At 58.6% G+C, this 13,339-nt stretch carries 13 protein-coding genes and 1 riboswitch; of the genes, 7 read left to right on the forward strand and 6 right to left on the reverse strand.

Annotated elements, in window-relative coordinates; genetic code table 11:
- Positions 1-55: 55 nt before the first annotated feature.
- Complete coding sequence (locus tag ACR0AI_RS04595; protein ID WP_480671924.1) at positions 56-1,630, reverse strand: 5-guanidino-2-oxopentanoate decarboxylase; 1,575 nt, start codon at positions 1,628-1,630, stop codon at positions 56-58.
- Positions 1,630-3,078, reverse strand: a complete 1,449-nt coding sequence (locus ACR0AI_RS04600; RefSeq protein ID WP_170487681.1) for a TrkH family potassium uptake protein — start codon at positions 3,076-3,078, stop codon at positions 1,630-1,632. Before ACR0AI_RS04600 ends, ACR0AI_RS04595 begins: the two co-directional genes overlap by 1 nt.
- Here ACR0AI_RS04600 and ACR0AI_RS04605 point away from each other — a divergent pair.
- Positions 3,077-4,174: a hypothetical protein gene (locus ACR0AI_RS04605; protein ID WP_480671926.1), complete on the forward strand. Its 1,098-nt coding sequence runs from the start codon at positions 3,077-3,079 to the stop codon at positions 4,172-4,174. The two genes, ACR0AI_RS04600 and ACR0AI_RS04605, sit on opposite strands and share 2 nt — an antisense overlap.
- On the opposite strand, the gene folE2 is transcribed toward ACR0AI_RS04605, so the two are convergent.
- Positions 4,171-5,274 carry a GTP cyclohydrolase FolE2 gene (folE2, locus tag ACR0AI_RS04610; RefSeq protein WP_480671928.1) on the reverse strand — a complete coding sequence of 368 codons (1,104 nt, stop codon included), beginning with the start codon at positions 5,272-5,274 and terminating at the stop codon, positions 4,171-4,173. The two genes, ACR0AI_RS04605 and folE2, sit on opposite strands and share 4 nt — an antisense overlap.
- Before the next feature lie 218 nt (positions 5,275-5,492).
- A complete protein-coding gene (gene metZ, locus ACR0AI_RS04615) occupies positions 5,493-6,686 on the reverse strand; it encodes an O-succinylhomoserine sulfhydrylase (RefSeq protein WP_480671930.1) in 1,194 nt (397 codons plus the stop codon).
- Between the two features lie 65 nt (positions 6,687-6,751).
- Positions 6,752-6,829: riboswitch (SAM riboswitch) on the reverse strand.
- A gap of 132 nt (positions 6,830-6,961) precedes the next feature.
- Between metZ and ACR0AI_RS04620 the strand changes: the two genes are divergently transcribed.
- From ACR0AI_RS04620 to ACR0AI_RS04630, 3 genes are read left to right on the forward strand one after another with little or no spacing between them, the layout of a single operon-like run.
- Complete coding sequence (locus ACR0AI_RS04620) at positions 6,962-7,897, forward strand: DUF726 domain-containing protein (RefSeq protein ID WP_480671933.1); 936 nt, start codon at positions 6,962-6,964, stop codon at positions 7,895-7,897.
- A gap of 23 nt (positions 7,898-7,920) precedes the next feature.
- A complete protein-coding gene (locus ACR0AI_RS04625; protein ID WP_480671935.1) occupies positions 7,921-8,610 on the forward strand; it encodes a glutathione S-transferase N-terminal domain-containing protein in 690 nt (229 codons plus the stop codon).
- A 47-nt stretch (positions 8,611-8,657) separates the two neighbouring features.
- Positions 8,658-9,491 carry a TPM domain-containing protein gene (locus ACR0AI_RS04630; protein WP_480671937.1) on the forward strand — a complete coding sequence of 278 codons (834 nt, stop codon included), beginning with the start codon at positions 8,658-8,660 and terminating at the stop codon, positions 9,489-9,491.
- Positions 9,492-9,521: 30 nt separating this feature from the next.
- Here the strand turns inward: ACR0AI_RS04630 and ACR0AI_RS04635 are convergent, their stop codons facing one another.
- Positions 9,522-9,893 (reverse strand): OB-fold nucleic acid binding domain-containing protein, encoded by a 372-nt coding sequence (locus ACR0AI_RS04635; RefSeq protein WP_480671939.1) that lies wholly within the window; start codon positions 9,891-9,893, stop codon positions 9,522-9,524.
- Between the two features lie 127 nt (positions 9,894-10,020).
- Here ACR0AI_RS04635 and ACR0AI_RS04640 point away from each other — a divergent pair, with 127 nt between their 5' ends.
- Together ACR0AI_RS04640 and ACR0AI_RS04645 are read left to right on the forward strand one after the other, a co-directional pair.
- On the forward strand, positions 10,021-10,344 hold the full coding sequence (locus ACR0AI_RS04640) for a 2Fe-2S iron-sulfur cluster-binding protein (protein WP_170376365.1): 324 nt from the start codon (positions 10,021-10,023) through the stop codon (positions 10,342-10,344).
- 65 nt (positions 10,345-10,409) lie between these two features.
- The gene (locus tag ACR0AI_RS04645) at positions 10,410-11,102 is read left to right on the forward strand and encodes an FG-GAP repeat domain-containing protein (RefSeq protein WP_480701257.1); all 693 of its coding nucleotides are present in this window, start codon (positions 10,410-10,412) and stop codon (positions 11,100-11,102) included.
- A gap of 328 nt (positions 11,103-11,430) precedes the next feature.
- Here ACR0AI_RS04645 and ACR0AI_RS04650 read toward each other — a convergent pair whose 3' ends face one another.
- On the reverse strand, positions 11,431-12,450 hold the full coding sequence (locus ACR0AI_RS04650) for a LysR family transcriptional regulator (RefSeq protein WP_480701259.1): 1,020 nt from the start codon (positions 12,448-12,450) through the stop codon (positions 11,431-11,433).
- On the opposite strand from ACR0AI_RS04650, the gene ACR0AI_RS04655 reads away from it, so the two are divergent.
- Positions 12,451-13,335: an SDR family oxidoreductase gene (locus tag ACR0AI_RS04655; RefSeq protein ID WP_480671944.1), complete on the forward strand. Its 885-nt coding sequence runs from the start codon at positions 12,451-12,453 to the stop codon at positions 13,333-13,335.
- The last annotated feature ends 4 nt before the right edge of the window (positions 13,336-13,339 follow it).

A 13,339-nucleotide genomic window follows, 5' to 3' on the forward strand; every position in this document is an offset into this window, starting at 1 on the left:
TCCTAAGACTGAAATAGCCGCTGCGCTTCTGCGCGGCGGCTTCTTTGTTTCCCGACTAAAGAATGTCCGGCGTGACGTATATTAGAGTTGGCCCTGAGGCCTGAAATGCAGCTTTGATCGCCTCCTGCATCTGATCCACAGTTTTCGGGGCACTGGACAGCGCCCCAAACGCCTCAGCCAGTTTGCAGAAATCAGGATTGCGCGCCACAACCGCGTTAGGCGCGATCTGGCTACGGACCATGCTGTCCTCAATCTCTTTCAGTTTGCCGTTGTCCCAGAGTATAATCGGCAACGGCAGGCCCAGTTCCACCGCCAAGCCTAGTTCTTGCATCGTGTAGTGGAACCCATAGTCCCCGACGATCACCGCCGTCGGTCGTCCCCGCCGCGCCACTGCCCCACCGATACCAGCGGGCAACGCATAGCCCAAGGTGCCAAAGCCGGTTGGATGGTGCCAATGATGGGGATAGGCCATGTCCCAGACTTCTTTCGCGGCGTAGGCGAATTGGGTCATGTCGGAATAGATCATGGTGTCAGCAGGCATCGCGGCGCGCAGCATATCTGCGACGGGCACGATACCCGGGCGCTCTGCATCGACCTCGGCCCGCCAGCGGTTGCGGGTCTCGGCGACTTCCTCCGCCGTCCAGCCTGTCGCAGGTTTGGCGCTTTCGGTCACAGCCCACAGGGCGCGGGCAAAGCTGGCACTGTCGGCCTGAATTTTGACTGCGGCGCGGTGGCGGTCTGACAGGACCTCAGGGTCCAGATCGACGCGGACCAGATGCGCCGAATGGCCAAGCTCTTCCCGCCAGAGGTCAACCTCACCCAGCTCGGCCCCAACAGCGATCACCAGATCGGCCGAGGCGATCACCTCGGCGCTGCCGGGACGAGGCAGCATCGCCCCGAAATCCAGCGGATAGTTCGCTCCGACCATGCCGCGTCCGGCATAAGTCGTGAAACAGGCCGCCCCCAGCTGGGTCAGGATTTGCCGCCATTCGTTGGACTTGCAGCCTCCGCCCAGAATGAACAAAGGTCGTTTGGAGATGTTCAGCAAGGACACAACCGGCGCGACGTCCGGGGCAAACACCTTGGTGCGCAGGGCCGGTTGGTTCGGAAATGGCGCGGGATCGGCATCGCCCTCAAGCTGAGCAATCGGCACTTGAATGTGCTTGGGTCGCGGGCGCGAGAGTTCGAATTCCTCAAATGCCCGCTCGACCAGGCCATAGGCAGCCTGCGCAGTGTTCGCTTGCGCCGACCAGTCCGCGACCGTGCCCGCGGCGCCTTGCTGGTCCTTCATCTGATGCAACTGACCGCGCTGCGCCTGCGTCTCATCGAGACAGGATGACAACACCAGCATCGGGACCGAGTCGCTATAGGCCTGCCCCATCGGCGTCATGATGTTACACAGCCCCGGACCGGTGATGACATAGGCAACGCCCGGCTTACCCGTCGCGCGCGCATAGCCATCGGCCATGAAACCAGCACCCTGCTCATGCCGGGCCAGCACATGGGTGATCCCGGCCTCTTCAATGCCGCGATACATTTCCTGATTGTGGACGCCGGGAATGCCGAAAATCACATCCACGCCGCGATCCCTCAGCATATGGGAGATTTGCGCGCCAAGGGGTCTTTTCATCAGTCTCTCCAGAATTGGACGGTAAAGATTGCATAGACGGCCAGCAACTCGAGCCGACCAACCAGCATGCCTGCGGTCAACAGCCATTTTGCGGTGTCGTTCAAGCCGGCGAAATTGCCCGCAGGGCCAATCTGACTCCCCAGCCCCGGCCCGACATTGGCCAGCGCCGTCGCGGCACCCGAAACGGATGTGATGAAGTCCAGCCCGGTCAGCGCCAGCGCCCAAGAAAGAATCCCCATCGACAGGACGAAGAACATGAAAAAGCTCATGACCGAGGTCAGAACGTCCCGGCTGACGGGGCGCCCGTCATAAAGCGGAACGAACACCCCATGCGGCGATCGAATGCGCCGGATCTGCGTTTTGATCGACGCAAACAGAAGCTGATAGCGGAACACTTTGATCGAACAGGCGGTCGATCCGGCGCAGCCCCCGATCAGGCCGATCAGGAAGAACAACATAATCGGGAAGCTGCCCCAGAGCATGTAGTCGACACTGGCATAGCCGGTGCCCGAGATGATCGAAGTGATGTTAAACAGCGACTCGCGCAGGGCCCTCTCCCAATGGTGCGGAAAGACCGAGGTCAGGAACACCGACATCACCACGACCAGTACCAGAATGGTAGCTAAAAAGGCCCGGATCTGACTGTCCTGCCATAGCGACGAGGTGTTGCCATTGGCCAGTTGCACATAGCGCACGAACGGCAATGCCGCGAGGATCATAAAGACCGAGGCCGCGTATTCCGCCGGGCCACTGAAGGTTGCAAACGAGCTGTCGTAGTTCGAAAATCCGCCCGTTGCGATGGTCGTCATGGCGTGGACCGTCGCGTCAAAGAACCCCATCCCGACGGCCGCATAGACAAGGCCGCAGGCTAGCGTCAGAAACACATAGATTAATGAGATCTGGCCCGCGATCTCCTGTGCGCGGGGAAGGATTTTTCCCATGGTTTCAAACCCTTCCGAGCGGAAGATTTGCATACCACCGACCCGCAGCTCAGGCAGGAAAACCATAGCGACAACGATGATCCCGATGCCGCCCAGCCATTGCAGGATTCCTCGCCACAGCAGCAGGCCCTGCGGCAGGTCATCCAGCCCCGAGATCACAGTCGATCCCGTGGTGGTCAGACCCGACATCGCCTCGAAATATGCGTCGACAAAGCGTAGCTCGGTCTCGCCAAACAGAAACGGGATAGCCCCGAACACCGGCAGCGCGACCCAGACGCCCGAGGTCAGCAAAAAGGTCTGACGGATGGTCAGACCCTCACCCACGCCATTAGCGCAGCTCAGTGCAAGGACAACGCCGGTCAGAACGGTGATGATCGCGCTTTCAAGAAAGACATGCCACTCGCCCCGCCCCTCGATCATGTCGGCAAGCATAGGCAGCAGCATGGTCGCCCCCAGAATGGCGACCAGCATGCCAATCACATATCCGACCGGGCGAAGATCCATCATGACGCGCAGCGTTGGCGCGCCAGCCCGACCGTGTCAAGCAGATGACCCCGATTACTCGTCGGATTTCGCTACGACCTTGGGCATCGCGGGCGGTTTAGACGGCGCGCGCGTCTTGCGAGGGGCCGGTTTAGGGGACTCTGTCGTCGCTGCAGCCGCTTTGGCCGGTGCCGCACTTGGTGCCTTGGCCGCGGGTTTTGGCGCAGTCTTGGGGGCCGCCGGAGTTTTGGCCGGTGCCGCCTTTTTTGCCACGGTCTTTGCCGGAGTTGCCTTAGTCGCAGGTTTAGGTGTTGCGGGCGCAGGGGCAGCCTTGGCCGCGGGTTTGGATGTCGCCGGTGCAGGCGCCGCCTTGGCAACTGTTTTGGGCTTTGCTGTTGCGGGGGTCGTCTTAGCAGCCGGTTTGGGCTTTGCTACAGCCGGAGCTGCCTTAGCCGCCGGTTTAGGCGTTGCAGGTGCGGTGGCAACTTTGGCGGCTGCGGGTTTTGCCGCCGGGCGCGGTTTGGCAGTGAATTTTGCAACCGGTTCGGCCTTGGGCTTCGGCGCGGCGGGTTTGGGCTGCGCCTTCTTAGCAGTCGATGCCCGCTTAGCCGGAGCAGGTTTTGCAGCAGTTTTAGGTGCAGCCGCACGTTTTGCTGCAGGTTTGGCCGGTGCCGGCTCCGATGCAGTATTGCGCAGCGCGTGCAAGGGCGCCATCGGCAGTTCCATGGCCGACCGGGCCATGATCTGCATAATTTTCATCTGGCTGACCACGGCGTATCCAGCCACGCGCATTGCAGCCGCCTGCAGCTCCAACGGTTGGGAAATTGGGTTCATGACATGTCTCTCCTGTAAATGCGATGCAGCCGGAACACTGAGAGAGGGATGCCCAGTCCGCGCCGATCACTCGGGCGGTTGGCGGGGTCTTGCAGTCCAAGGCGTCGCACGTCTCGGCTTCCTTCCGGGGGCGGCACACCCGTTTGACAACGGGCAAGCGGCAGCTGCATTCCCTGCCTTCATAGCCCATTTACTGCGCATACGCAGCAAGTTTTGCTGCATTGCGGCGAAAAAGCGCTGTTTTTGGGAGGACGCGGCTAAATTTTCCGCATCTCCGGAGGGTTAACCCACGTGGAATAAGGTCGTGAACAGACGCGGATCAAGGCTGGAGGCCGCGAATGTGGGCCCCTCCGTCAGGATCGAGACCGCATCATGGCTGTGCAGGCTCTCCTGATGGCTGGCGATCACACGGAAATCGCCCACGTGATGATCGGCCAGCAATTCGGCACAGAACAGGCGCGCAGCGTCTTCGACAAAGATCGGATTGGCCGCGTTCAACTCGGCAAAGGCCTGTTCATCCTCGCGCTTGACCATGACCTGTGTTTCCGTCGGGACCGCACGGCGGCACAACTCGATCAGGTCTTCAAACCACAGGCAATCAGCGTCGCAATCCACCAACACTGAAATCCGCGCGACCGAGCGCTGCGAGTGCGGCGTCGCCAACTGTCCGCGCTGCGACCGGGCATGCTCGCTCAGTTCCAGCGAGCAAGGACAGGTCGAGGAATAGACATAGTCCAGATGCATGATCTTCTGGCGCACACCGTTCTGTTCGATCAGTTCCAGCGCGATGTCGTAATACTGGTAGCCCTCAAGGCCAGAGCGCAGGCTTTTCACCTTGGCCGGATAGGAAAAGCGCATCTGTAGGCGCGCGTCGAAACTGTCGAGGTCGGTCAGATAGTCGCTCAGCGCGGCTTCCATTACTTCGAAGCTGAAAGTCCGCTCAGCGTGTTTGTAGAAGGACCGCATAATGCGGGACATGTTGATGCCCTTCTTTTCCGCCTCAAGGCTCACCGTGCCGGTGACCGAAGTCTCAAGCGTCAGGTCGTCCCCATCCTTGCGGTGAAACCGGATCGGCAGGCGAAAGTTCGAGATGCCCACGTGCTGGATCTGCTGCTTGGCGCCCCGTATCAGGCTGGACGGGCCGTTTTGCAGGTCGGGCAATGTGGCCCGGTACTCCTCATCCGCGACAAAACCTTCGGGATATTCACGTGACAGGGACGGATAGTTCACCGCCGACATGCCGGGCACGAGCCGCGCCAAGGACGGGTCCAGCTGGCTGATCTCGGCCGCAGGCGCGGTCTTGGCCCATTGCCGCAGCAATTTCAGCGCTTCTGCGGCCTGTTCCCGGTTTGGTGCGTCGTCGATGTCACGGGGGTGAACATTCATAGGCTGAGGTTCCTCGGTTGGCCGTCGAAATAAAAACGGCTGAAGTTCAGTATCCAGTTTAACCCGATACGGGCCAATTAACAGGATGGATCGAAAAAACCCAGCGTAAATCCGGCATTCTGCGCGCGGCAGCGACACAGTTTACGCCAACCTCGGTGGATCATAGAGGCAGGTTGCACCACCTCTCTGCCTGTAGCGTCACCAGTTTGAGGCGTTTTCTACTGCCCCTGCGAGACGTCCAATGCGTGTTGGATATCGGCCAACAGATCGTTTGCATCCTCAAGACCAATGGACAGGCGGATCAGACCGGGTGTGATGCCCAGCTCATCTTTCTGTTCATCGCTCAGACGCTGATGGGTTGTGGTTGCCGGATGGGTCGCGATGGATTTCGCATCCCCCAGATTGTTCGAGATCACCGGGATCGTCAGCGCATTGAGAAACGCAAAGGCCGCGTCCTTGCCGCCCTTGATGTCCAAAGACAGTACGGTTCCGCCCTTGCCCCCGAGCTGCGTCTGCACGAGAGCGTTCTGCGCATGGGTTTTCAGACCTGGATAAAGCGTCCGCTCCAGCGCCGAGTGACCTTCCAGCGCCTCGGCCACGGCCTGCGACGTTGCGGCCTGCGCGTTGACCCGTAGCGCCATCGTCTCGAGACCCTTCAGCATGATCCACGCGCTGAACGGGCTAAGCGCACCGCCGGTGTGTTTCATGTAGGGTTCGACCGTGCCGCGGATGAACTCCTTGGTGCCCAGGATCACACCACCCAGCGCCCGGCCCTGCCCGTCGATATGTTTGGTCGCCGAGTAGATCACCACATCCGCGCCCTGCTCGACCGCGCGCGAGAACACCGGGGTCGAGAACACGTTGTCCACCAGAACCAGAGCACCAACCGAATGGGCCAGTTCCGCAACGGCGGCAATGTCGATCACCTCGAGCGTCGGGTTTGACATGGACTCGAAGAACACGGCCTTGGTGTCGGGGCGGATCGCCGCCTTCCACTGGTCAAGATCGGTGCCATCGACAAACGTCACCTCGACACCGTAGCGGGTAAGGATGTTTTCCAGGATGAACAGGCACGACCCGAACAGCGCCTTGGCCGAGACAACATGGTCCCCCGCTTTCAGCATCGAGGTCAACGCACCATTGACAGCCGCCATGCCAGACGCGGTGGCAAAGGCATCCTCGGCCCCTTCTAACGCGGCGATGCGCTGTTCGAACATCGACACTGTCGGGTTGCCATAGCGGGCATAGATGAACTCATCCGGGCCACATTCCAGGAACCGTGCCTCGGCCTGCTCAGCAGTGTCGTATACGAAGCCCTGGGTCAGGAAGATCGCTTCGCTCACCTCATTGTACTGACTGCGACGGATGCCGCCATGGACGGCTTGGGTGCGTTTGGTCCAGTTCTCGCTCATGTCATTCCTTTCGGCCTCGATCCCCGAGGCGCATCAAAAAAACCCCAGACGCGGTCAAGCGAAAGGGGCCTTTCATCCTGACCTTTTAGCGGTGTTGTTTAGCGTGGCCCGCAATCCGGTAACAAATCGCCACGTGGTGTTGTTGCCCTTACGCCGCAGTTGCGAATTCGTCAAGCCTGACACCTGCAACGTCACGGTTCTGTAATCGTTCATTCACGGAAACGTCATAGCGCCATGACAAAGCGACACCACAACATCTTGTATGGGGCAGAGCTATGCCAGTAGTCAGGATCAAGGCTGTCAATGGACGTGCTGAGTTGCATGGTAGTTGCCGACCCCTGATCGATGCTGTGCAAGAGGCCCAGCAATCCGACGGGCCAGTCATTTTAATGACCCACGGATACAAGTATCGGCCCGACGATGCCGGTGCTTGCCCACACCGGCATATTCTATCGCTGCACCCCAAGGCGATGCCCTGGTACAGCCCCAGCTGGCCGCAGCATCTGGGCTTTGGTAGCGGGTTTGAGGACGAAGGTCTTGCCATTGCCGTTGGTTGGGACGCGCGGGGCCCGCTCTGGTCAGCGCAACGTCGTGCCGTTGAAGCGGGCAAAGTACTGGCTGACGTCATTCGTAAAGTGCATCATTTAAATCCAAAGCGTCCGATCCATTTCATCGGCCATTCCATGGGTATCGAAGTGGCGCTGGAGGCTCTGCATCACATTCCACCCGGCGCTCTCAGTCGGATCATTTCTCTCACCGGAGCCGCCTATCAATCCCGCACCGTCGCGGCCCTGAAAACACCTGCCGGGCGCGCAGCTGATTTCATCAACATCATCAGCCGCGAGAACGATCTATTCGACTTTCTTTACGAAACCTTCATCCAGCCACCCTGTCGTGGCGATGTCAGCATTGGCGCGGGCCTGACGGCACCAAACTCGGTCACATTGCAGATCGATTGCCCGGACACGGTGGATCACCTGTCGGCGCTAATCTCCCCGCTCGCCGCGCCCGAGCGGCGTATCTGCCACTGGTCCAGCTACACACGCCCAGGCGTGCTACGCGTCTACAACGCCTTGCTGCGCGACCCCGAGCGCCTCTGCCTGCAAAGGCTCAAACGCGGTATCCCCGAAAAACCGCACAGGCGCTGGTCACGGTTTTTTGCCCTACCCCGCCCACAGGGCCTCTTGCCGTTTGCTCAGAAAGCTTCATGATCCCGTCAGCTTGAGGAGACATCATGATCGACCTGTATTTCTGGCCAACCCCAAACGGTTGGAAAGGCTCCATCGCCCTGGAAGAGATGGAGCTGCCCTACACCACGCATCTGATCAATATCGGCAAGGGTGACCAGTTCGAACCGGAGTTCCTTAAGATCTCGCCCAATAACCGCATGCCCGCTATCGTCGATCCAGACGGCCCCGATGGTGCGCCGATCACGGTTTTCGAAAGCGGCGCGATCCTGATGTATCTGGCCCGTAAAACCGGCCGGTTTTACGGCGCGACCGAACGGGACAGGGTTGCGGTAGAAGAGTGGCTGATGTGGCAGATGGGCGGCGTTGGCCCGATGGCGGGTCAGGCGCATCACTTCCTGAAATATGCTCCCAACCTAGAGCCTCCGCAGGACCTGCCCTACGCCAAAGACCGCTACCGGACCGAAGTCGCCCGGCTCTACGGCGTGCTGGATCGGCGTCTGGCCGAGAACGAGTATGTTGCGGGTGATTTTTACTCGATCGCCGATATATCTATCTGGGGTTGGGCGAGCCTTTGGGAGGGTCAGCAGCAGGTTCTGGACGACAAGCCTCACTTCACCCGCTGGCTAGAGGCCGTCAGCGCCCGCCCCGCCGTTCAAGCCGGACGCGCGCTACACGCCGAGCTGCGTGGGGATCACAGTAGCAAACAAGCGCAGAGTGTTTTGTTCAAGCGATGAATTGTCGCGTCTAAATGCAAACATATTGTTGAAATAATTCGATTTAAATGAGACTGATTCTTTTCCTTTTGTTTTTCGCTAGTGCAGCTGCGGCCCAAACCTATCCGGATCCGCAAACTACGACAGTAAACGATTTTGCTGATTTGTTAGCTGCACCTGAAGAGGTGTCTCTGTCCAAACAGCTTGATCGACTGCGCCATGAGACCGGCGTCGAAATGACTGTGGTAACTCTTGCTAGAAAGTCAGATTATTCTCAGAATCAAACCCTTGAGCAGTTTGCCACCGGGCTGTTCAACAACTGGGGAATCGGCAACGCCACACGCAATGATGGTGTTTTGATTTTGGTTTTACGCGACGACCGCGAGATGCGTATCGAACTAGGGGCGGCCTATGCCCGGACGTGGGATTCTACCGCTCGGGATATCGTAAACAGCGATTTCCTGCCGGCGTTCAAAAACGGTGATTATCCTAGCGGGATCAAGACGGGAACAAAGGCAGTCATCGACGATATCATCATGCCATTTCGAGCCGGCGAAGACAGCCCGGTCAAATCTCAGGATGATGAACTTCCACTGTTTCTTTTTGCGGCGTCTGCAATCTTTGTTGTTGTGATGAAAGGGCGCGATTTTTTGGGCGATGTGCTGGCTCGTTTCCGCAAATGCCCAAACTGTGGTCAACGCAGCATTCGTCAGAGCCGTCGTGTCATATTGCGGCCGACCACCTCAATGCCTGGCTCGGGTGCGCGCCGGGTCGAGTGTTCTTACTGTGGGTATAATGAAGAGTTTTCCTATTACATCGCACAGGTTTCCAATAACAGCGGCAGCAGTGGTGGTTTTGGCGGAGGGCGTTCAGGCGGAGGTGGCGCTTCGGGGCGGTGGTAATCGGCAGATAGGCTGTCGCCTTTGTAGACATCACCCCTCTCCCCGCACCAGCACATCCAGCATTCCCGAGATATCCTCGATCTCTTCCGCAATTACATGGATCACGGCGTCGGCCTTCTGCATTCGGCCCGTGACCCTCAGCAAACGCCCCGAGATCACCGCGCGGCGGAATTGTTCGTAGATCTTGCGCCAGACCACGATGTTCACGATCCCCGTCTCATCCTCAAGCGTCAGAAAGATCACCCCTTTGGCGGTTCCGGGTCGCTGCCGCAGGATCACTAGACCCGCCACCGCCACCCGCGCGCCTTCGGGCGGCTGATCCAACCGGTTGGCAGGCAAACAGGCCGGCGGTCGGGGCCAGGTTCGGTTTGAAACATCAGGGTAAGTCGCGGCAACAAGCATGAGAACAAAAATAGAACAATTGCACAGAAAGTCCAGACGCGGCGCACAGAGTCGCAAATGAGGCTAGAAAGAGCTAAATGCCTTGATTAAGGAAGAATTCGAACATCGCAAAAGGAAGACGCAAGCCATGGCAAAGATCACCTATGTCGAGCATAGCGGTACCGAACATACAGTCGACGTCGCCAATGGGCTGACCGTTATGGAAGGTGCCCGAGACAACAACATTCCCGGCATCGAGGCAGATTGCGGCGGCGCCTGCGCCTGCTCGACCTGCCACGTCTACATTCACCCCGACTGGGTAGAGAAAATCCCCGCCAAGGACGACATGGAAGAGGACATGCTGGACTTTGCCTATGAGCCCGATCCGGCCCGCTCGCGCCTGACCTGCCAGATCAAGGTCACGGACGCACTGGACGGACTGGTCGTGCAAATGCCGGAAAAACAGATCTGATGCACTCCAAAGCGCCGCGTCCCCCAGCCTGCCCCTGGCACCGTCGGGCACGCGGCGCGACACTGATGTCGTGCCTTTGGCTGGCGGGCGCAAGCTCCGCCGCAGCATCAGAAGAAATCATCGAAGCCCGATTTATCGAACCCACAACACGCTATGCCCATGGCGTATTGGGGGACGAGGTGGAATACGGCGCATTGGAAATCCGGGTTGAAACGCGCGGTTCAGACAATGTGCAAACGATGCGCCTGCCGCAGGATCGGGTTTTCGAAGACCTTTCTCCTCGACTGGTGGACATCGACTCCGACGGAACGCCCGAAGTGATCGTGGTCGAGTCGCACGCTCAACTTGGCGCACAACTTGCAATCTACGACGCAAGCGGCACAAAGATCGCTGCCACCCCGCATATCGGAACCCGCTTCCGCTGGCTTGCCCCGATCGGAGCCGCCGACCTTGATGGCGATGGCTATACCGAGATCGCTTATATCGACCGCCCCCACTTCGCCAAAACCCTACGCATCTGGCGCTACAAAGAGGGCGCGCTGGCCGAGATCACCTCTCTACCCGGTTTAACCAACCATCGCATCGGCGAAGACTATATCTCTGGTGGCCTGCGTGACTGCGGCGAGACGCCAGAACTGATCACAGCCAGCGCCGATTGGACGCGCATCATCAGCGTCACCTACACCAGTGGATGGACCACATCAGACCTCGGCCCTTTCACAGGCCGCAAAAGCCTGAACCAAGCCTTAAAATGTTGATCCGAGCTTCATCTGGCTAAAAATATCTTGGGGGTGAGGACGCAGGCCGAGGGGGCAAAGCCCTTGGCCCGCTCGATAGTTGCTCTTGCGGTTGTGGTCTAGCAGATATCGACCTTGATTGCGATTTCTTAGGCATTGCTCGGGTTTGAACGATAAAATGAGCCCTTACCTACGATTGGCCTATGCGCAACACCGCTACATTACAGCAATTTGATCCGGACCTTCGCTGCTTGCGCGCGATTCCAAAAGAGCTGAATGAAAAACCTGCGGCACAACCCGTCACCCAAGCCGCTGTTGTCAATAACTTATTGAGTAGCCACCTTGTGCCCTATCCCGTTTCGACACCCTGCAGAAGTGTGGGGATCAGTTTCTCAGCCAGCGATGCGACCGCGTCGACGCGCGCGATGCGACGCGTTCCTGGGCGATAGGTCAAAAAAACCGAATATGGTCGCGATACGTGGTTGGGAAGACATCTGACCAACCGACCATTGCTCACGGCCTCCGCCAGCATAAACTCTGGCAGAAAAGCATAGCCTTGTCCGGTCACTGCCAAGTCGAACAACACCGGGAAGCTTCGCGTTGCAAACGGCCCGCAGACCTGTATTGGAGATACATCCTTGGGTGAGAAGAATGTCCATGTGGTCTCTGCAATATCACTGCGGAATGTCAGGCAGGGTTTGTCGCTAAGGTCGCTTGGCGCGCTTACAGGGGAGCGTGCCGCGAGCTCCGGTGCAGCAACCAACCAGCATGAAAAGCTGCCGAGTTCCTTTGCAACTAGGCGGTCGTCATCGAACGTGCCTATGCGAAAAGCCAGATCCGTGCTCGGGTCTTGCATATCTTCAAAGTCATAGGCCGGACGCATGACCAAAGTAAGATCGGGAAACCTGTTTCGCAAAGCCGGAAGTAGCGTCGAGGCGATGAGCGACCCGAATTCAGCGGTAGCAGCGATATTGACCTGTCCCGACACATCGCCAATTTCTTCGCGCGCAATGTCTTCGAGGAGGTCGATATCGGCCAGAATGGATTGAATGCGCTGATGCAGCCGAATGCCTATAGGAGTCAACTTGACTGACCTGCCACTGCGTTCGACCAGTTTGACACCAAAATGCTCTTCGAGCCGAGAGATGTGTCGGCTGACCCCGGACTTCGCCACATTCAGATGGTCGGCTGCAACACTGATACCTCCCAGACGCGCGACTGTGTGAAAGCTGATGAGAGCATGTAAGCCGACTGTTCTAATATTCACAACCATTGGTTCATTTTGATACATCTGTTGCTTTTTCTTGGCAATACCTAACTTGGGCTCATCAGACGGTCCCAGACCGGGATCACATGCAGGAGAAAGCAAATGAACATTCTCGTCACAGGAGCCAGCAGCGGGTTTGGCAATCTGATCGTGGCTGACTTGGTCAAGGCCGGGCATCGCGTCGCCGGGACAGTCCGCGATCCGGACGGACGCAACCAAGACGCTGCCAAGGCGTTGCGTGAGATCGGTGTGGAAATGGTCAATATCGATGTGACCGACGACGCGTCGGTCGAAGCAGGCGTCGCCGCGGTCGAGGCAGCCTTTGGCCATGTCGACGTTCTGGTCAACAATGCGGGTGCCGGTGCACACGGCCTACAGGAAAACTTCTCCGGCGAAGACTTCCAACGCATCTTCGACGTCAACGTCTTTGGGGTCCAGCGCATGACGCGCGCAGTGCTGCCGAAGATGAGAGAGCGGCGATCCGGGCTGATCTTGAATGTCACCAGCCTTCTTGGTCGGGTCACCGTTCCGTTCCTGGGGCCCTACAATGCAGCAAAATGGGCGGTTGAAGCCATGAGCGAGAATTATCGCTGGGAGTTGAGCCAACTCGGTGTAGACGTGGCCGTGATTGAGCCGGGGGGTTTCCCGACGAATTTCTTAGCCAACCTTATTGCTCCGACGTCGCGTGATCGGGATGCAAGTTATGGCGAGTTCGCCGGTGCACCTGAGGCCATGCTTCAAGGCATGGGAGAGTCCCTCGCTAACAATCCCTTGCAGGTGCCTCAAATCGTAGCGGACGCGGTGTTGGAGGTCATCCATACGCCCGCAGGCGAGCGCAAATTCCGCAATGAAGTGGACAAAAGCGGCATGGCAGAGCCTGTTGTTCCAATGAACGAGCAGGCGGAAGCGGCCACCAACGCGCTCTTTATCGCCTATGGTATAGAAGGCATGATGACCTTGAACTCCGACGTCGTTGACGCAGCGTGATGCA

Source organism: Ruegeria sp. BG3, from assembly GCF_056538485.1.